Genomic DNA, 20,117 nt, shown 5'->3' on the forward strand with positions numbered 1-20,117 from the left:
CATCCTCTCTTATCATTCTCTCAAAACGGCAAAACGTCCGAAGCGGGTGATTCCTGCTGCTGCACCGGCGACTGCATCTGCTGGCTTTGAACATTAGCAGCAGCCTGCTGCGGTGCGGATGCCTGAACCGTACGCGGAGTAAGCATCTCCATATTATCACCGAAGATCTCTACGACATAACGCTTCACGCCGTTCTGGTCGTCATAGGAGCGCGAACGGATTTTGCCTTCGATATACAGTTTGTCACCTTTATGCACATACTTTTCGGCTGTTTCAGCAAGCCCTCTCCAAAGAACGATGTTGTGCCACTCCGTGCGTTCGGGAACCTGCGTTCCGTTAGGAAGAGTATAAGCCCGGTCGGTCGTGGCCAAAGAAAATGTTGCAACCGCCACTCCACTGTCCAGATACCTCACTTCAGGCTCTTTGCCTACATTACCTATCAATTGTACTTTATTCAATGACATAAAATATACTTTTTTTAAATTTCAGACCCCAAAACTAAAGAAAAAAAACGAGAAATCAAACGTGGAACAGGGAATTTATCAAAATCACCGGCCAATATGCGGATAAATCCGGGCAATTCCGCCGCAGAATCTGACAATCTTATTTCAAAACAAGAAGCATGGATCACCTGATGCGACAGCACATGCTTCACACCCGGCTTGACGAGGCGGACAGATTCCACCTGCAAGCCGCCAAACAAAGAACGGAATTCCGGACAGGACGGCAGATCCTCCTCACGCAACTCACCGGAAGTTTCGAGCAGGGGAAATTCATACAGGTTGCGCCAAATGTCTTTCCCCTCGCGGCGGCGAATAAAAGTGTACGCACCTGCGCGCACATACATATAAGAAAAATAACGGGAAGACACCTTTGTCTTATGCTTCTTCAAAGGCAGAACATCCACCGTTCCTTTCTGCAAGGCAGCGCAGCTCCCGGAAAAGATACACGCGCTGCAATCGGGCGATGAAGGCACGCACTGCATGGCTCCGAAATCCATGATGGCCTGATTGTATTCGGCCGGGCGGTTCTTGTCGATCAGCTCGTCTGCCAAAGACGCGAACGTTTTCTTTCCGGCCGCCGTATCCACAAATTCATCCAGGCCAAAATACCGGGACAAAACCCGGTAAACATTCCCGTCGACCACCGCGCAGGGAAGGCCGTAGGCAAACGAACAGATGGCCGCAGCCGTATAGTCGCCCACCCCCTTCAGGGTCTTCACCTCCTCCGGCAGTACAGGAAAGCATCCGCGCGCAACGATATCCTTTGCCGCCGCATGGAGATTCCGGGCCCGCGAATAATAGCCCAGCCCCTGCCAAAGCCTCATAACCTCATCTTCTTCCGCACGGGCCAGCGCACCGACATCAGGAAAACGGGAGATGAAGCGCAAGTAATAGGCATATCCCTGCGCCACACGTGTCTGCTGAAGTATCGTTTCAGACACCCATATTTTATAAGGATCCTTCGTTTCGCGCCACGGAAGGCTGCGTCCGTTTTTGCGATACCAGGCGATCAGCTTTTCTGAAAAGTCATTCATAATGTCCGTTATTTTCCCGCAAAAATAATGCTTTCGACCGACAATCACCAGCCTTTTGCACACGTCAAGCCACAAAATAGTGGCGGCGCAGAGCATAAAAACGCATAAAACTAGGACTTTCCACAAAAAATGTAGCTGATAAATTTTCTAGAGAGCGAGAAAAGCTATATATTTGCAATCCAAAAAATTAAGAACTAGGTATAACAATAATTATTAGCGAAATGACAAAAGCAGATATTGTAAACGAAATTGCCAAAAATACAGGAATTGACAAGGCAACAGTATTGGCTACCCTGGAAGCGTTCATGGAATCAGTAAAGGAATCTTTGTCAAAAGATGAAAATGTCTATCTCCGCGGTTTCGGTAGTTTCATCGTGAAGAAAAGAGCGCAGAAAACTGCTCGCAACATTTCTAAAAATACAACGATCATCATTCCGGAACACAATATTCCGGCATTCAAGCCAGCAAAGACGTTTACTCTTTCAGTGAAAAAATAATTAACTTTAGTATTAACCCATAAAAAATTTGAAGCTATGCCAAGCGGAAAGAAAAGAAAAAGACATAAAATGTCTACTCACAAACGTAAAAAAAGACTGAGAAAGAACAGACATAAAAGTAAAAAATAATTGTTAGTCTGTCCGACTTCAATAAAGAACAAACTTGCAAAGTGCTTCCAAATAGTCTTTCAGGTTTGTTCTTTGTGTATTGTGCATAACGCAGAAACTACACAGCTGCGTTTCAACTGATTTTATAAACCCAATAAAACCAAGTGATCAAGTGACAAGCGAATTAGTAGTAGACGTACAGCCCAAAGAAATATCCATCGCTCTCATGGAAGACAAGAACCTGGTGGAGTTTCAGAAAGAAGAAAGAAACCTTTCTTTTACGGTGGGCAACATGTATGTGGGAAGGGTGAAAAAACTCATGCCCGGACTCAACGCCTGCTTCGTTGACGTAGGCTTTGAAAAAGACGCTTTCCTTCACTACTTAGACTTGGGACCACAATTTCATTCGTACGAGAAATACCTGAAACAAGTAACCAGCGACCGAAAAAAGCTTTTTCCCATGTCGAAGGCTTCAATGCTTCCCGACATCGAAAAAGAAGGCGCCATATCAAACGTACTCAAGCAGGGACAAGAGGTCATCGTGCAGATTGTAAAAGAGCCGATTTCTACCAAAGGACCGCGTCTGACCTGTGAACTGTCGTTTGCCGGACGCTATCTGGTCCTTATCCCGTTCAACGACAAGGTATCGGTTTCACAGAAAATAAAATCGAGCGAAGAGCGCGCACGGCTCAAACAACTCCTGCAAAGCATAAAGCCGAAGAACTTCGGCGTAATCGTACGGACTGTAGCCGAAGGAAAAAGAGTCGCGGAACTCGATACCGAACTGAAGGTATTGCTGAAACACTGGGAAGAAACCATCGCCAAAGTACAGAAGGCAACCAAACTGCCTTCACTGGTTTATGAAGAAACAAGCCGCACGGTTGCAATGCTGCGGGACCTGTTTAACCCTTCATACGAAAACATTTACGTGAACGACGAAGAGGTCTACAACGAAGTAAGAAATTATGTGGCTCTTATTGCTCCCGAACGGGTAGGAATAGTAAAGCGCTACATCGGCAAACTTCCCATCTTCGACAATTTCGGCATTACCAAACAAATCAAGTCGTCGTTCGGACGGACCGTTTCCTACAAAAGCGGGGCTTACCTGATTATAGAACATACGGAAGCGCTGCATGTGGTTGACGTGAACAGCGGAAACCGCTCGAAATCGGCTAACGGACAGGAAGCCAATGCGCTGGATGTCAATCTGGGAGCAGCTGACGAGCTGGCACGCCAGTTAAGACTGAGGGATATGGGAGGCATCATTGTGGTTGACTTCATCGACATGAATCTGGCAGAAAACCGGCAGAAACTCTATGAGCGGATGTGCCAGAACATGCAGAAAGACCGCGCCAAACACAACATCCTTCCGCTAAGCAAATTCGGGCTGATGCAGATCACGCGCCAGCGTGTACGCCCGGCCATTGATGTGACAACGGACGAAGACTGCCCCACTTGTTTCGGTAAAGGAAAAATAAAGCCGTCAATCTTGTTCACCGACTCGCTGGAAAGCAAGATCGACTATATGGTCAACAAGTTGAGAGTGAAGAAATTTACCCTACACATACATCCTTATGTTGCCGCATACATCAACCAGGGCATTGTTTCTCTGAAGAGAAAATGGCAGATGAAATACGGATTCGGCATCCGGATCATTCCGGACCAAAGTCTGGCCTTCCTGCAATACAAGTTCTTCGACACCCACGGACAAGAACTCGACATGAAAGAGGAACTGGAAATGAAATAAAACGGCAACAAACAACCGGATTGCAAAAAGAGATGCTTATCTTTGCAGTGGATAAGCATCTCTTTTTTACACTATGAAAGCTGAACATTATATTCCGATTCTGGAAGACGCAGGCATTCGCCCTACCTCCACCCGCCTCCTTATATATGACGCCATCTGCAAGAAAAGCGACACCTTCAGCCTTACCTCGCTTGAAGATGAACTGCAAAGCATCGACAAGTCCGTCATATTCCGGACTCTTTCGCTCTTCCACGAGCGGCATCTCATCCATAGCGTCGACGATGGAAGCGGACTTCACAAGTACTGCCTGTGCCACAACCACGGACATTGCAGTTCGGAGGAAGCACACTGCCACTTTTTCTGCGAGAAATGCCGGAAGACCTATTGCCTCAGCGAAGACTCCATTCCTCCCGTCCATATCCCGGAAGGTTTCATCGCCAACAAGACAAACTATATCGTCAAAGGAATCTGCGCACAATGTGCAAAAAAAACATCCCAACATCTGAAGTAAAATGTCCCGTCATCTTCATCAGGATGTTGGGACATTTTAATCAAGATGACGGGACATTTTTTTCAAGCCATCCAATGGCATCATTTATCCCCCACCAGCTGCATCACATAACTGTAAGCATACTTTTTCTCCAACAGGCGGTACTCGTTATGGGGAAGCATCCCCCAACTGTTATCGCCTCCCAGTCCGCGCTGTTTCAAGTCAACATGCAAGAAAACATTTTTCCGGGGAACCACGTCTACCTGATGCTGCATCTTGCGTGTCAGCCCCGGATCAAGGTCCTCAGGAGCAAAGTGCAGAGCAGAGAACGACAAAGGCTGCATTCCGGTAATTTTCAAGCCGAAACCGTCCTTGTCCAACAGAGAAAGCCAACGCACGTCCGTTTTGTTGCCCGTTTCCTGCGGACGTATGTAAGGATAATACTGCTCCGCCACTTTACTTTCATAACACCCTATCAGAGTGTTGGCGCATCGGTCTATGTAGTTTTCCTGCGGCCCCCTGCCATAATAAGCCAAGTTATCATAACCACTCTTCAGCTCTACGCGCATCCCAAAGCGGGGCAGTTCCGGAAGTTTCTTCCCTTCCATGTTGATACTTCCCGTCACCTTGACCGAACCGTCGTTCCGAATCAGATATTCCACAGTGTAGGGTACCTGAATGTCCGTCAGCATCCACTCTACCGTTACGCAAACCCCATCAGCAGTCTTCTCTCCCACCGAAACGTTTCGCACTTCCCGATTTACATGGGCCGTGCGCCATACATTAGAGCGCAAAGGCAGCTTGTTTCCGAAATCATTGTCCGTCGGGGCACGCCAGAAAGACGGCTCCGGATATTGCACGAACGGTGATTTTCCATCCAATGCATAGTCGCACAACACACCTCTTTTCAAATCAATTTTGCCCGACACCTTGCCGGATGTAAACAAGAACATGTTTCCCTCTACCTGACAAGCCAGTTGTCCGGAAACACCTTCTTGAGAAATAAAGAAATCACTCTTTCCTATCTTCAGCTGCTCTTTCGCCACTTCATACCGGGCCGGAACCAAATCTGTAGCAGTACGCGTATAAGCATACAGATTAAGAAAATATTCATTCCCGTCTTCAGGCACATCCGGCAGACTCAGCTTTACATCTTTCGACTGATGCGGTTTCAGATTTACCGAGAAACGGCCCGAATCAGCAGGCTCTCCGTTCTTCACCAACACCCAACGAAAATCATAGTCTGCAAGATCCGTAAAGTCATACAGGTTGCGAACCGTAACGATGCCTTCCGGCAAATCCTTTTCTTTAAAATGAATGTACTGATAGACTTTTTTCACTTCGTATGCCTGAGGCTTGGGAGTACCGTCCGCCGAAATGATTCCATCCGTTCCGGTATTCAGTTCGCCTTCCTTATCTTCCAGCCACCGGTGCGCTCCCAGTTTTCCGTTGTACATCCAGTACGTCCTTCCGTCCTGCGCATCGGCACGCATTTTAATGCCTTGATCCATAAAATCCCAAATGAATCCTCCCTGCAGGTTAGGGCTGTCATAAATCAAATCCCATAAGTCCTTGAAATTTCCGTTGCTGTTTCCTTGGGCATGGGCATATTCGCACATGATGAACGGGCGTGTCTTTCCCGAATTACGATACTCTTCCATCCAACTCACACGCGGATACATCGGACATACAATATCAGTATTCCAATCCTCCCATGCCTGCTCAAACTGAACAAAACGGTCGGGATCATATGCCTTCAGCCGTCTATACTCGTCATGAAACACCTTCCCGTTCCCGCATTCATTGCCCAACGACCATCCTATGACGCATGCATGGTTCTTGTCGCGTTCAACCATCCGCGAGATACGGTCGACATGCGCATCGTACCATTCCGGACGGTAAGCCGGATGAGGTATCGTATCTTTGAAATAAGGAACAGATCCCATCCCATGATTTTCAATGTTCGCCTCATCCACCACATAAATGCCATATTTGTCACAAAGCTTGTAGAACATCGGATGGTTGGGATAATGGCATGTGCGCACCGCATTCATGTTCAGACGCTTTATCATTTTCAAATCATGCTCGATGATTTCCCGTGTCTGCACATGCCCCAGCGTGTCGTTGTGTTCGTGACGGTTTACACCTTTTATATATACAGGAACTCCGTTCACGTGAAGTTTCGAGTCCTTGATTTCTATTTTGCGGAAACCAACCTTGCACGATGTCAATGCAAGCTCGCGGCCCGAAGAATCAGACAAAGACAATACACAATCGTACAGATAAGGCCGTTCAGCATTCCATTTCTCCACGTTCTTCACCATACCTGAGAACGCCACATTTGCTTCCTCTTCCAGATCAAACGGCTCTGTTCGGGAAAAAACTGTTTTTCCGTTTGCATCCAGCAAATCCAACCTTGCTTGCCCGCGCTTCATCTCATTGCCGCTGAATTCACGCAAATTCACTGTTCCATGAAACACACCGTGACGGTAATCTCTGTCCAAGCCAGGCCTCAAGAAAAAGTCCCAAATGGTCAGTTTCGGATAAGCCTGAAGATAAACATCACGCTCAATACCGGTCAACCTCCAGAAGTCCTGATCCTCCATGTAGCTTCCGTCATGCCAGCGGTATACCTGCACAGCCAGCAGATTCTCTCCTTCCTTCACACAGGAAGTGACGTTAAACTCTGCGGGAGTTTTCGAAGCCTTGGTCATTCCCACCTGTTTTCCGTTTACATAGACACGTGCATAACCTGTTATCGATCCGAAATGAAGCATCACCTCCCTGCCTTTCCACTCCGAAGGAACGGTGAAACGAGTGCGGTAAGTCCCCACCGGATTGTCCACATCTATGTAAGGCGGATTCGGCGAAAAGACATACTGGATGTTGCGGATAATCGGTTCGCCATAACCTTGCAGTTCCCAGTTGGAGGGCACTCGAATCTCATCCCAGTCCCTGTCGGACAAGTCCGTGCGATAGAAATCTTTCACACTCGCCTCTATCGAAGGAGCGTAACGGAACTTCCACGTCCCGTTGAGCGACTTGTACCAGGGAGAACGGCTGTAATCCTCAGTCCGCGCATCTCCAACCGACTCGTAGAGCGCAAAGCACGCATGAGGCTTCTCCTTGTTCCATTCAAACCGTGTGGGGTCTTCCCATTCGTTCTGCTGGGCGAGTGCTATGACCGGCACACATAACAACATTCCCAATATCGCAATTCTATTCATCTTAAAATCATGCTTTTACTGTATTCAAACGATGTCTGAAAATTACCCCGCAGCAGTTGTCTGATTACTACGGGGTAAACTGCCATCTGCTCAGGGGTAGTTTCACATTTATCCTTAAGTAGTTTCTCAATCCAAATCATTGAACAGCAGCGGACCAAAGCTCGGATGACCGCCGTCATACTCGTCTTCCACGTATGTTTCCAGCAACTCCGCCGTATAGGGCATACTCAATCCTCTGCGGTTCACATAATGATTATATGCCATATAGAATACGGGCTGCCAGCATTGTCCGCGTTCCGTGTCCACCCCATCGTTTTCACCTTTCGTCACAGCAGAAATTTCTGTCCAGTTGGAATACTTCCCCGTAACGTCCGTCCATGTCTTGAACGGTACATCGTAACCGAGGTTGTATTTCACCGTATACTCATACCCTTTCAGCACACGGTTGTCGTAAGCCGAATAGAGATCGTTCCCCTGCTTCCACGCAATTTCACAAATGGCCGACAAAGCCCCGATTCCCAATACAGTATGCTGCTGGTCACGCCCTGATTCCTGGCATTGTCCGGTATCTCCGTCAATATAGTGCGCAATAGTACCGTTGTCATAAGCATAAAGATAAAAGTTCACGCACTTCCGGTACATCTCCACATCATCCCACAAAATGGCAGCCGCCATATATGACTTCGTAACATGAAGCCCCCAGTTTCCATTCGTATTGGGATCGCTTGCGTAAAACTCTTCCCACACAGGCAGGAAGACGTTGCGGAGCATTGTGCTGATCCGCTCAATCTGTTCGTCAGTTATTCCGTCAGGATACTTTTCCGACTGATGATAAGTGTGCGACAGCATTTCAAGCCCGTATACAATCTTGATACCTTCCAGCCCGGCCATCAACGCCGTATCATTCCCGTCAATGTCTTTCAGCGTACCGGCATAGGCAAGCATGATTTCGAGTGCCTTCCTCGCATGTGCCTCATCCTGAGTTATCATCCACATCACCGAGTTAAGATAAATCGCATCGAAGTCCCGTTCTGCATTTACCTTATTGGCCGCATAAGCCCCGTCACGGGCAATCACTTCGTAAGGGCCGTTCATCGAATAGTCTGACTTGGCTTTCCAGTCTTCTCTCATTTTGAGAAAGATGCCGTAGGCCGGCTCTTTCTGCCGGTCCACCAGGTCACGGATATGCTCTATATCCTCCTGCGTATGAAGTACACCCGGATGAACCAGACTTGGTGTATATTCCGCACCCACTTCCCAAGAGTCGATATCGTTCACCCCGTTCTCAAATTCCGCCTTGCATCCCATTGTCAGAACGGACAGGGCGCAGGCCGCAAACATTTGTATATAATTCAGTTTCATACTACTTATCTTTTATTCCGTTTCAAATAAATCCTGAAAACAATCGATTACCTTTATTATAAACTTGCCACATCCATTACCGGATACCGCTTTCCGAAGCTATAAGCGCATCCAACTCTTCTTCCGACCTGAATGTTTTCACCCAGTCGATTTTGATCGTTCCATCCAGCGGAACACCGGCATCATACCACAGCTTCCACCACTGGAATTCTACATTCTCCATATTAATAGCCGATGAAGGAAGAAACTCATTGGACGCCCCAAGTCCCTTTCTCGTAAAATCAGCCACATACACCTTATAGTCGCCACAATCTTTTACTTCCATCTGATTCTTGCCCTTGTCTGTATTTTCACCATACTTTCCGGCAGGTGTTTGTCCTTTGGTCCAGATATCAAGATAATATTCCATCTTATCAGACTCCGCTACAACATCACCTGGCATCCATACTTTGACAGCAAGAATAGGATAATTTCCTGCATGAAAATTGACTCCCCCGGTTCTTGCTATGCGAACCGCCTTATAGTTCTTATCATCTCCCGGGGTGAGCACAAGTTCACTGTCTTCAATCCCTACAACCATTCCAACATTGTTAAAAATAGCCCAGGGGGCTGTATAGTCGAACGTATCATTCACCTTGCCTTCCACAACCTGTGCATCCAGCGCAGCAGAAACTGAACTGCCTCCATATTCTGCCGATGCGGTAATGGTCACAGAGCCATAATCATGCACGGTCATCACACCGTCTTCGTCAAAACTCACAACTGAAGGGTTCGAACTTTCCCAAACCAAAGTAGAAACCGTAGCGTTCTCCGGAGTCACTTTCACGTTCAATTTCGACACCTCACCGATGGCCAGCTCGCTTTGAGATTCATCTATTTCGAGCGACTCTATCGGTATCACAGGCATCACAGCTATTTCAAACACCTTCGAGAAATGCCGGCTGTCAGTAGCCGTTGCCCGGATCTGCGCCGTTCCTGCTGCAACGCCTCTCACAAGCCCCGATTCTGAAACGGTAGCGACTTCCGGAGTAAGGCTTTCCCACTTCAGTCCCGGATAGGTAGGTTCCTCAGGAAGAGTTCTCCACGCCAACTGAAGAGATGCCGTCGCATAAACCGACAGCTCGTCTTCCGGATTTGTCAGAACGATATCATCTATAAATACGATGTGATCTATAACCTCTACCGTAACGGATGCTGCCGTGGCATATCCCCACTCAGGCGAAACCGTGACAACAGCAGTGCCGAGTGCATGAGCTGATATACGTCCATCCTCCGAAACGCTGGCAATTTCCGGATTGGCAGAAGTCCATATCACATTCTTGTTTGTCGCTTCTTCCGGCAAGACCTCCCATGTCATCAGCGAATCCGTATTAATCAGCAACGGGAGATTTGGAGTTACTCCTACATTTATTTCTGAGATGAGCACCTTTTCGTCTAATGCGGGAGAAACAGTTTCGTCATCACAAGAGCAAAATCCCATGGACATTCCTCCACATACGAGAAACATCCCGATTATATTCGCAAATATGTTTCGTTTCATCATTTCCTTAACTTTAATATTCTGTTCGTCATTCGTCCCAACCCGGATTCTGCTTCAGATTCGGATTCAATTGCAACTGGTCGACCGGCAGCGGATACAAATAATTTTTTTCCTGCCATACACGCCCAGACTCCATGAGCAAGCAGCCTTCGGCATCCTTACTTGCCGATGCAGCAGACGACCATGTAGTTTCGTATTCAGTGCCCGTCCATTTGATGCCAGTCAGATTCATCGGCATCTCAGTTTCCGCCGTTTTCCAACGCTTCAGGTCATCCAACCGGAAACATTCGTCAAACAGCTCCACTGTACGTTCTCTGCGGATTTCAGTCCGCATGTTCAAGCCATTCGAAGAAACAAAATCATTTGTAAGATCAGGCATATCCGGGTTAACGCGCTTGCGCACCAGGTTGAGCGATTTTGCCAGATCCTGATCTTCTATCTTGTCGTCGCGTTCAAACACCGCTTCCGCATAGTTCAGAAGCACTTCCGCGTAGCGGATAACCGGATAGTCGTATCCTTCACTGCGGTTAGCCACCCCGTCACGCTCACAACACCATTTGTGCATGGAATACCCTGTTCCGTGCCCCGGAACAAATTCACGGATTGTTGCGTTCGCCACTTCTTCCGCACTTCCACTCCAGTCAATCCGGCCTCCCCCGTTGCTCCAGTAAGTTTCTCCCGGAACCATCAGCGTATTCTTCATACGGTTGTCACGGTTCTGATATTCGGAAGCCATCGTACTGTAATCCCATGCGGACGGATCGACAGGCAAGCCATTGCTCTGAAGATACATGTTCGCCAGCTTACGGGTTATACGAGTGACATCATTGTTAAAGCGCCCCTCCGTTATGTTAGTTCCGACGGGATTAATCACGCCGTCATGCCTTTTTGCAAAAATATATTCCCGGTTCGCGCTTTTGTTGATGCCTGCCGGATTAGACTTCTCGTTTTCCAGAACAAACAGATACTTGTATGCGAAATCCCCCAATTCCGCCGGCTTGAAAAGTTCAAAATTCCGGCTCATTATCACTTCATCAGCAGCCTTGGCAGCAATATCCAGCAGTTGGCGAGAACGTTCCGTATTTTGGCCGTTTCCATCATGAAACTTCTGCCAAGTCCCTTCATAAAGAGCAACTCTTGAGAGAAACGCATAAGCAGCCTCGCTTGACACTCTCCCTTCGTCCGAAGAAGCTATTTCGTTGAAACCGGGAAGCGCTTCCGCCGCTTCCTGCAAGTCCTGCACTATAAAGTCAATCACCTCCCCACGCGGATCGCGTCCCTGCTGCATCTCCGGATCATCCACATCCAGCGGCCTGTCCACAATGATTACATCTCCATAAAGCTGCACCAGATCAAAGAAACAATAAGCTCTGAAGAATTTGGCCTCGCCCACATAAACAGCAATATCCTCAGGAGTACCATAGGATTCCGCCCGTTGCAGAAGAATATTTGCCTGACGAATCCGATTATAGTTGTCCGTATAGTTATTGTCTGATGTAGGAACGGTATTCGTTCCGTTACTGTAAAGGTCCAGTGTTGTGCTTGTCTTCAGATCCGAACGTCCGTCGCTATGCGGACTACTATCCAGGCGCCGGAAATCAAGCGGCCACCCGTAAAACTGCGTAGCAAATAACTTGAACTGGTCGGGAGTAGACCAATAGTTCGTATCGGCAAGCTGTGTCTTCGGATCAAAGTCCAGACAAGAAGGAAAAGCCAGTGCTGCCGCCAATCCCAAAATGATATGTAGTTTAAGCTTTTTCATTGTATCAATTGTTTAGAATGTTGCGTTTATACCTACCGTAAATGTTCTGTTGAACGGATAGCGGTCTTTGTCATCAACCTCTCTCGTCGCTTCCGGATCCCATCCGTCATGAATATAAGTCTTCTCCCAAATATCGGCTCCGGCTACATAAATTCTCAAATTCGTCATGAAGTTGCCCATCTTTTTCAGCACCGACTTGGGCAGTGTATATCCCAGCACAATGTCCTTCAAGCGCAGATAAGCACCGTTATCAACGGACCATGTAGACGAAATGTAGTTGTAATTGTTGATAGAGCCGGTATTCGAATAGCTCGGATAATAGTTATCAGGCGTTTCCGGACTCCACACATTGCCCACAGACTGGTTGGAAGTATTCAGCCAAATGGCTGAGAATGGCACTTTCCACGCGTCAATGCCACGATAGATGGTACGTTTGCCGACTCCCTGGAATACTGCAGAGAAATCAAGACCTTTCCATTCAAACCCGAAATTGAACGAGAATGAAAGTTTCGGATCGTCAGAACCCAAGAAGACCAAGTCGTCCTGCGTCAGCCTGCCATCCTTATTCACGTCCTCATACATATGATCACCCAGACGCAGCAGATTGCTCGGCATGTCTATCGTATTGTTTCCTCCATACCTCTGTGTGTACTTCATCAACTGTTCTTCGTTCTGGATTTTTCCGATATAGCGGTAACCGAAAATTGAATTCAACGGATATCCGTTCAAAGCTGCATTATATCCGGCAACCTTCACTGTTTCACCTCCATCAATCAATTCGTTGGTCATATAGGTCAACGTACCTCCGACATGATAGCTGAAATCCTTAATCCGGTCACGCCATGTCAGACTTCCGTCATAACCCTTCGCCTCGAACTTTCCGCTGTTCATATCAGGCGCGCTTCCTCCCAATATGCCCGGATAAAGCCTTTCAACCAGCATATTGTTGTTCTTTTTCATAAAAAGTTCGAAACTGCCGGAAAGACGTCCGTTCAAGAAGCCGAAATCCAAACCGACATTATAATTATAGATGCGTTCCCAGGTACGTTCCGTACTGACCAGACCGGCAGACTCCACATAAGTCGCATTCGAACTTCCCAGATATGCACCCGAACCTGCCCGATAGTTATACAATTGAATACCGTCATAACGCCCGATACCGCTTTGGTTGCCGACCTCGCCGTACGAAACCCTCAGTTTCAGTTCATTGACATAATCCTTTATATTTTCCATGAACGCCTCCTCTGTTATTCGCCATCCTCCAGAGAAACCATAGAAAAAAGCCCAACGATTTTCAGGAAGGAATTTGGAAGAACCGTCATAGCGCGCATTCGCTTCGAGCAGGTATTTTTCTTTGAAATTGTAGTTTACACGACCGAAATAAGAAAGGATGGCCTCCTCCCATTTATCGACTTTATCAATGTAAACTTCACCCTGTCCGTTCAACGCATCCAAGGAAGGCTCCACATTCTCTGCCTTTGTCGCGCTGTAATCGTATGCCCCATAATCATACTGGACACCTGCCATAACCGTCAAATCATGCTTCTGACCAAACAACTTCGAATAAGTAAGGAATGCAGATGCTGTGGCATTGTCTGTACGAGATGAGCTTCTCATATACGAAGAGTCTTCCTGCCTGGGATAAGGACTGTTTTCGTTGCGAATCAGCGTTCCGTCATAAGAATACCAGTCGATAGGCAGATACTCTTCATCACGGAAAGCAGTATTCGTGCTGTATCCCAAGGTTGCATTGAAGTTCAATCCGTCAATGATTTTCCACTTCAGCACCTCATTGATGCTCATGGAAGTGACCACCAGTCTATTGTCACCTCCCAGTTCACATAACCAGTTCGGCGTATGTATTCCTCCCCATGCGTACGGTTTTCCGTCAATTGTGGAAACAGGCAAGCCCGGCTGGGGAACGCTTCTCCCCAATGCTCCTCCAATCTGTGTCGGAGCGACTTGATGCTGACGGCTGGCAGAAATGTTCGAGTCAACACTGAAGTTGTCTGTTATATTAAAGGTATTTGAAAGGCGTACATTAAAACGTTCGTTCGAATTGTTTCCCCACTGCAAGGTTCCCTGATCATACAAATATCCGAGCGACAAACGGTAAGTGGCCTTATCCGAACCTCCTGAAATACTCAAGTCGTGCTGAGTGGAATTAGCGTTCCCCCACAACACATCCGTCCAGTTCATGTCGTGAAATACGAAATCTGCTACACCCGTATATGCTCCCGGTATCGGAGCGACTCCGCCTCCCCCGTCCGCTTTAAACCAACTGCCTTTCATCTGTTTGGCCATTGTGGCATAACGTATCCATTGGTCATCTTCCGGACGTCCGTCATTCCGGCGCGCCTGAATCACTCCGTCCGCCCATTCGTCCAGACTCATCAGACGAGGCTGAAGCCCGACTATCTTGCGGGTATACGAACCGTTGTATTCTACCCTGGTCTTTCCCTTTTCCGCACGCTTCGTTGTGACAAGAATCACACCGCCCGCAGCTTTCGAACCATAGATGGCTGCAGAGGCATCCTTCAGAAAGTTAATCGACTCAATATCGGCGGCATTCAGCTGCGCCATCTCGCTTACTCCGCTTGCCGGCACACCGTCGATAATCAGCAAAGGTTCTGTCGTGTTTCTGGAAACGGCTCCACGAATCGAGATGCCCCATCCTTCTTCACCCGGAGCTGCGGAAGAACGAGTGATGCGAAGTCCCGGCACCTGTCCCTGCATAGCCTGCAAAGGATTGGCCACCGTGCCCTTGTCCTTGAACATTTCCGGTCCCACAACTGCCACAGAACCGGTCAGCGTTTCCTTTTTCTGTGCGCCGTATCCAACAACGACCACCTCTTCCAGCATCTCCGAATCTTCTTTTAAAGTTACCGACAACACCTTCTTCTCTGCAGAAACTTCCGTCGTTCTGTAACCTATATAAGAAATGACAATCACCGACCGAGGCGAAGCCACATTCAATGAAAATTTGCCGTCCAAATCGGTAACCGATCCGTTGGACGTGCCTTTTTCCATTACGGTTGCACCGATAACCGGCTCACCGTTCGGGTCGAGCACCACGCCCGACACCTTTGTTTTCTGCATCACCGAACGTATCTCCGCCACATCTGCACGCAAGGGCAAAACGCTCTCTCCCAACAGGGCGGCAGATACAAAGAACGCAGAAAACAAAATTCTTTTGGAAGGGAATTTCAAGAATTCATTCTTCATAACCTACAAATTTTAAAATTAACAATCACTCATTTTTGCATCCGTTTTCTTTCCTCACCAGCCAAAAGAGGCATCGGACACATTGCAAATGTAGATTAAAAGGAACAAGAAGAAGAATCTTTTCACCCTTGAGATGTCTATCTTCGCCCGATAAGACCGCGCACAAGACAACATTCTATAAAACAGCGGTTTAACAACAAAAAAGTCAGTCTTATTTAATTGAATAAGACTCTTTGGAAGGCTTTTGTTTTCCTTTTTCACGCAACAGGGGGAATTATAGCAAGTGTCCGCACGCTTCAACCGAAACGTACGGACACTTGCAAAGGAAAGCCTAGCGGATCAGCTCACTGATTAGACTGTTTTATGTATTCATTCGGAGTAATACCCGTCTTATTCTTAAAGCAACGGAAGAAAGAAGCGCGTGAACCGAATCCGCATTTCTCTATCAAAGTATTCAGCGTATATTTTGCATGTGCTTTCCGAGCTATCAGCTCCTTGAACTCTTCTATCCGCCAATCATTGACATAATCATAATAACTTTTCTTCAGATATTGATTGAACAGATAAGACAAGGTATGTGAGGAAACACCGATAATCTCCGCCAGATCCATAAGCTTCAGGTCAGGACTCGCGTAAAGCTTCTTCTCTGACATCGCATTCTCCAGCTTGCGGACAAGCTGTCTGCATTCGGAATCCGACAAGTTGCTGGTCCGGTATTTTTCTTTCGGTGCCTCGAGCTTCTTCCGCTCCTTTCTTTTTCTCCCAACATAAACGAAGAAAGAACACACCATTGCAATACAGCACAAGACTATTCCTATAGTCCAGGCCTTCCAGTTCGTCGGCGAAAGCACTTTGACGGCCATGCCGGTTTCCGTATCCGGCTCACCCATACGGCGGACCTTGAATACATATGCACCCGGCTCAAGATTATAGTATACCGCTTCCGATTTCCCCACCAATCTCTTCCAATCGTTCTCCAAGCCTTCCAGCTTATATTCATATGCCGCATAAGCCGGATCGGTAAAGGCAAATCCGGAAAAACGGAAAGTCACATTATTCTGCTCGGGATCCAATATGACCTTACCGTATGTTCCAGCACCGCCTTTCATCGGAAACGGAACGGATTTCCCGTTTACATAAACTTCTGTCACATGCATCGTATAAGGCAAGCCGCGCCTTTGCCGCTTCCAATTCTCCGGAAGATAAAGCAGGCCCTCATTATTAGCGAACCATATTCTCCCGTCCTTGCCTCTAACCGGCTCACAAGGGAGAAAGTTCGGATCGGGAATGCCGCTCACAAAATTATAGGGAACAAAACTGTTTTTCTTATCATAATAGAACAGACCGCTCCCCGTACCAATCCAAAGACAGCTGTCTTTGTCTTCCGTAACGAATCTGATTTCCTTTCCTTCCAGCGGAGTGCCCGGCCCTATTTCATAGACCTTGCTCATTGCCAGATCTGAAACGAAAAGATTTCCTTTATACGGAACAAAGTAAAGCTTATGCTCCGAATCCTCAAACATGGAACCGACCTTTGCCTTGTCCGGAAAATGTTCCGGAAAAACATTCTTCTTGATCGTTTTTGAGGCCGGATCCCAAATGGCTATTCCTGTTTCCGTACAGATCCATCCCTTGCGCATGGAATCAAAAAACACAACATAGACATTCCCCTCCGGCAGCGGAGAGTTTTTATGATCAAAATGATGCAAGAGCGAATTTCCTTTATAGCAATACACACCCGTTGATGCACCTATCCACAAACGCCCCTCTTCATCTGAGGAAAAACAAAAAACGCTGTTATGCCTGAACGCCTCAGAACCGTCGGCATCAAAATCTAGAATTTTCCCGGAATCAAGCTCAAACACATACATTCCTCCTCCGTATGTACCGATATAAACTTTGCCGAGAAAAGCATAACACGTGAGAATTATGTTGGACCGCAGCGAAGGAGTTCCGAAACGCACAACCGACTGCTTCTGCTCATCAATGCAATACAGTCCGTTACGCGAACCGATCAGTTTTTTCCCGGAACCAATGTAAATGCTGCGCACCGGAATGTGTTCGGAAGTGAAATACGGAGTCTTATAAACAGCAAATAACGGTTCCTGATGCACAGTATAGTCAACCCCCGTCTGATAAAGCCCTACCCATACCAAACTGTCCCTGTCGACCAAAAGTGAATAGACGGAATTGGAACGCAGCCCCGGCTCTTCCTTTCTCTCCGGATCATTCCGGAAAGAGCGCACGATCCTCCGTTCGCGTACAGACACGAAATGCACGCCGTTGCCGTCTGTCCCCACATAGAGCATATCGTTCCCATCATCCGACAAGGACATTATTACATCGCATCCCACATCAACATACCGGGAGAAAGCTGCTGTTTTCATATCAAACCGCAGGATTCCGTGATTCATTGTCCCGATATACAAAACAGAATCAAGGCACGTCATCGTCCGATAGGAGCATTCGCTTTCCTCTTTGAAAAGGCTGTTCGGATAGTGAGTTGTCTTTCCATTCTTCAGATTCATGGCATACAGACCGTTGCGCGTGATCATCCACAGACTGCCGCCCGCCTTGTCCAGATAAAGGCTGATGACAAAATTACCGGAAGAAAGGATGTTTGAGTCAACCTGACGGAATTCAAAAGCCCCGTCCCGGCAAATGTACAATCCTGTTTCGCTGCCTATATATAATGTTCCGTCATCACCCTGGCAAATAGACCGCACGCCGTGAGCAATTACATCCGGAGCGACCCGCCGCAACGAATCACCGTCCACCTGCCAGAGTCCCATGTCATTTCCCATCCAAATCCGATTGTCCGAGGTTTCTACAATCGTATTCACCCATTTCAGCTTTTCATTTTCACCGGGTATCGGATAATGCTTCAAGTGTATTCCGTCAAAACGCTCCACAGAAGTGGAAGTTCCCATCCACATATATCCGCACGAATCCTTATACAAAGCGCAGACCGTCAGGTCGGAAAGGCCGTCTGAACCCGTCAGCCCACGAAATGTGAAGGGAGCGGACATTGCAGAAAGAAAAGAAAGGAAAAGAAGGCATACAGCCAGGTATATAGTTCTCATAGTCAGTCGTCATTACGGTATGATACCGCAAAGATAGCAAAAAAACTCATAAACAAAAGCAGAAACCGACCAACCGCATCCGAAATTGCGGCCGCCTCAGAATTCGCATCCATCCGCTTCTCCTTTTCACCCCGACAAAGAGTCATGTCTGCCGCGGCATTTTTTATATTCCACAACGTGGAATATACGGTCCACAATCTGGAATGTACATTCCAAAGGCTGGAATGTACGTTCCACGACGTGGAATATAGAACCGTTCACGGCATTCGGAAAATACATGCACAAACAAGCAACAAACATTTTCACAGAAACTGCTTCATATATGTACGTATTTCCTTGCGTCCGGCCAACAAATGATTCTCTACCGTTCTTTTGGAGAGATTCATCTTTTCCGCAATATCCGCAGAACTTCTCCCCCGGAAGTGACTCTGCATGTATACTTCACGACGGCGTACGGGCAGCTCCGAAAGTTTGCGCCACAGCAGACACCTCAACTCATCCATAATAACACGGCTTTCTGTCCCCGCACAGAAGCTCTCTTCCGCCCCGCCTACATATTCCATCACCTCCTGCCACCTGTAAAACCTCCTCAGATAGTCTGTAACCAGATTCCGGGCTATCGTATAAAGCAATCGCTTGAGCGTGTCTTCACTCAAAGGCCTGCCAGCACTCCAAAGGCGGAGAAAAGTGTCTTGCACCAAGTCTTCCGCATCCTCTTTCCTGCCTATCCTGCCATAAACGTAAAAGAAAACATCATGTCTGTATTTCCGATAAGCATCGCCCACCAAACCACTAAATTCTGTCATTGTATCATTCATGGATTTATCTTTGAATATTTATATATGCTCCACAAATATAAACCTCAAGGTTATTTACAGAAAAGAATAAAAATCCTGATTGATACAACTACACGTAACAAAACTCAAACCGTGGAACTCTGCTGAAAATCAAACAGATAATTCAAAATTAATCTGTATCATTCAATAATATAAGACTCAAACCGGGCCCGACAGGCACAACAAACTTCAAGGGCATCGGAAACATCTTAAAAACAAGATCTCCCGATGCCCTTGAAACCGGCCGCTGAAAAACAGCTTGTTTATTCAGCCTTTTCTTCGCTTTCTTCTTCTACAAACTCCGTTTCTCCGTTGGCTACAAGCAGATTGTACCACTGTACAAGTTTCTTGATGTCACTTGTATGCACACGGTCACGGTCGTAATTCGGAAGCACCTCTGCCATGAAAGCATGGAGTTCTTCGTTGGAAGCCTTCTTGTAATTGAAAGAGATCTCGCCTCCATTTTCCTTTTTCTTGATCGACTCAAGAACTGTACCCAGCGGAACTTCGTCCGCATCGGTATACATGGCGATATCTCCCAACGAAATCACCTTGTCGCTGCCATAAATAGGCATTCTTTTCTTCTCAGCACTCACCGACTCAACAATCAGCATATTTTTTGCCTGTGATACCAACTTATACAAACCGGGCTTGCCGGAAATTGCCAAAATAGTCTTTAACATAGCTCGTCTAAATAATGTCT

Annotated in this window: 13 protein-coding genes; 3 read left to right on the forward strand and 10 right to left on the reverse strand. The window is 47.2% G+C overall.

Going from position 1 to position 20,117, the window contains the following annotated elements:
• Window positions 1-20 precede the first annotated feature (20 nt).
• Together QUW60_RS00655 and mutY are read right to left on the reverse strand one after the other, a co-directional pair.
• The gene (locus QUW60_RS00655; protein ID WP_258336838.1) at window positions 21-464 is read right to left on the reverse strand and encodes a single-stranded DNA-binding protein; all 444 of its coding nucleotides are present in this window, start codon (window positions 462-464) and stop codon (window positions 21-23) included.
• Between the two features lie 14 nt (window positions 465-478).
• Entirely contained in the window at window positions 479-1,537 is a 1,059-nt protein-coding gene (mutY, locus tag QUW60_RS00660) for an A/G-specific adenine glycosylase (protein ID WP_289558093.1), read from the reverse strand.
• Window positions 1,538-1,758: 221 nt separating this feature from the next.
• Between mutY and QUW60_RS00665 the strand changes: the two genes are divergently transcribed.
• The 3 genes from QUW60_RS00665 to QUW60_RS00675 all read left to right on the forward strand — a co-directional run bounded on the left by QUW60_RS00665 (window position 1,759) and on the right by QUW60_RS00675 (window position 4,400).
• Complete coding sequence (locus QUW60_RS00665; protein WP_258336840.1) at window positions 1,759-2,034, forward strand: HU family DNA-binding protein; 276 nt, start codon at window positions 1,759-1,761, stop codon at window positions 2,032-2,034.
• Window positions 2,035-2,314: 280 nt separating this feature from the next.
• The gene (locus QUW60_RS00670) at window positions 2,315-3,889 is read left to right on the forward strand and encodes an Rne/Rng family ribonuclease (protein WP_258336841.1); all 1,575 of its coding nucleotides are present in this window, start codon (window positions 2,315-2,317) and stop codon (window positions 3,887-3,889) included.
• A gap of 73 nt (window positions 3,890-3,962) precedes the next feature.
• Window positions 3,963-4,400 (forward strand): Fur family transcriptional regulator, encoded by a 438-nt coding sequence (locus QUW60_RS00675; RefSeq protein WP_289558094.1) that lies wholly within the window; start codon window positions 3,963-3,965, stop codon window positions 4,398-4,400.
• 80 nt (window positions 4,401-4,480) lie between these two features.
• Here the strand turns inward: QUW60_RS00675 and QUW60_RS00680 are convergent, their stop codons facing one another.
• The 8 genes from QUW60_RS00680 to QUW60_RS00715 all read right to left on the reverse strand — a co-directional run bounded on the left by QUW60_RS00680 (window position 4,481) and on the right by QUW60_RS00715 (window position 20,097).
• Window positions 4,481-7,606 (reverse strand): glycoside hydrolase family 2 TIM barrel-domain containing protein, encoded by a 3,126-nt coding sequence (locus QUW60_RS00680; protein ID WP_289558095.1) that lies wholly within the window; start codon window positions 7,604-7,606, stop codon window positions 4,481-4,483.
• Window positions 7,607-7,732: 126 nt separating this feature from the next.
• Window positions 7,733-8,968 (reverse strand): alginate lyase family protein, encoded by a 1,236-nt coding sequence (locus QUW60_RS00685; protein ID WP_258336844.1) that lies wholly within the window; start codon window positions 8,966-8,968, stop codon window positions 7,733-7,735.
• 76 nt (window positions 8,969-9,044) lie between these two features.
• Entirely contained in the window at window positions 9,045-10,511 is a 1,467-nt protein-coding gene (locus QUW60_RS00690) for an Ig-like domain-containing protein (RefSeq protein ID WP_289558096.1), read from the reverse strand.
• Between the two features lie 25 nt (window positions 10,512-10,536).
• Window positions 10,537-12,270 carry a RagB/SusD family nutrient uptake outer membrane protein gene (locus QUW60_RS00695; RefSeq protein ID WP_289558097.1) on the reverse strand — a complete coding sequence of 578 codons (1,734 nt, stop codon included), beginning with the start codon at window positions 12,268-12,270 and terminating at the stop codon, window positions 10,537-10,539.
• Between the two features lie 12 nt (window positions 12,271-12,282).
• On the reverse strand, window positions 12,283-15,495 hold the full coding sequence (locus QUW60_RS00700; RefSeq protein ID WP_289558098.1) for a SusC/RagA family TonB-linked outer membrane protein: 3,213 nt from the start codon (window positions 15,493-15,495) through the stop codon (window positions 12,283-12,285).
• Between the two features lie 344 nt (window positions 15,496-15,839).
• Window positions 15,840-18,578: a two-component regulator propeller domain-containing protein gene (locus QUW60_RS00705; RefSeq protein WP_289558099.1), complete on the reverse strand. Its 2,739-nt coding sequence runs from the start codon at window positions 18,576-18,578 to the stop codon at window positions 15,840-15,842.
• Between the two features lie 302 nt (window positions 18,579-18,880).
• The gene (locus tag QUW60_RS00710) at window positions 18,881-19,396 is read right to left on the reverse strand and encodes an RNA polymerase sigma factor (RefSeq protein WP_289558100.1); all 516 of its coding nucleotides are present in this window, start codon (window positions 19,394-19,396) and stop codon (window positions 18,881-18,883) included.
• Between the two features lie 281 nt (window positions 19,397-19,677).
• The gene (locus tag QUW60_RS00715; RefSeq protein WP_258336850.1) at window positions 19,678-20,097 is read right to left on the reverse strand and encodes a DUF5606 family protein; all 420 of its coding nucleotides are present in this window, start codon (window positions 20,095-20,097) and stop codon (window positions 19,678-19,680) included.
• Between the last annotated feature and the right edge of the window lie 20 nt (window positions 20,098-20,117).

The sequence above is a fragment of the Bacteroides gallinaceum genome, from assembly GCF_030373775.1.
GTDB classification, from domain to species: Bacteria; Bacteroidota; Bacteroidia; order Bacteroidales; family Bacteroidaceae; genus Phocaeicola; species Phocaeicola excrementipullorum.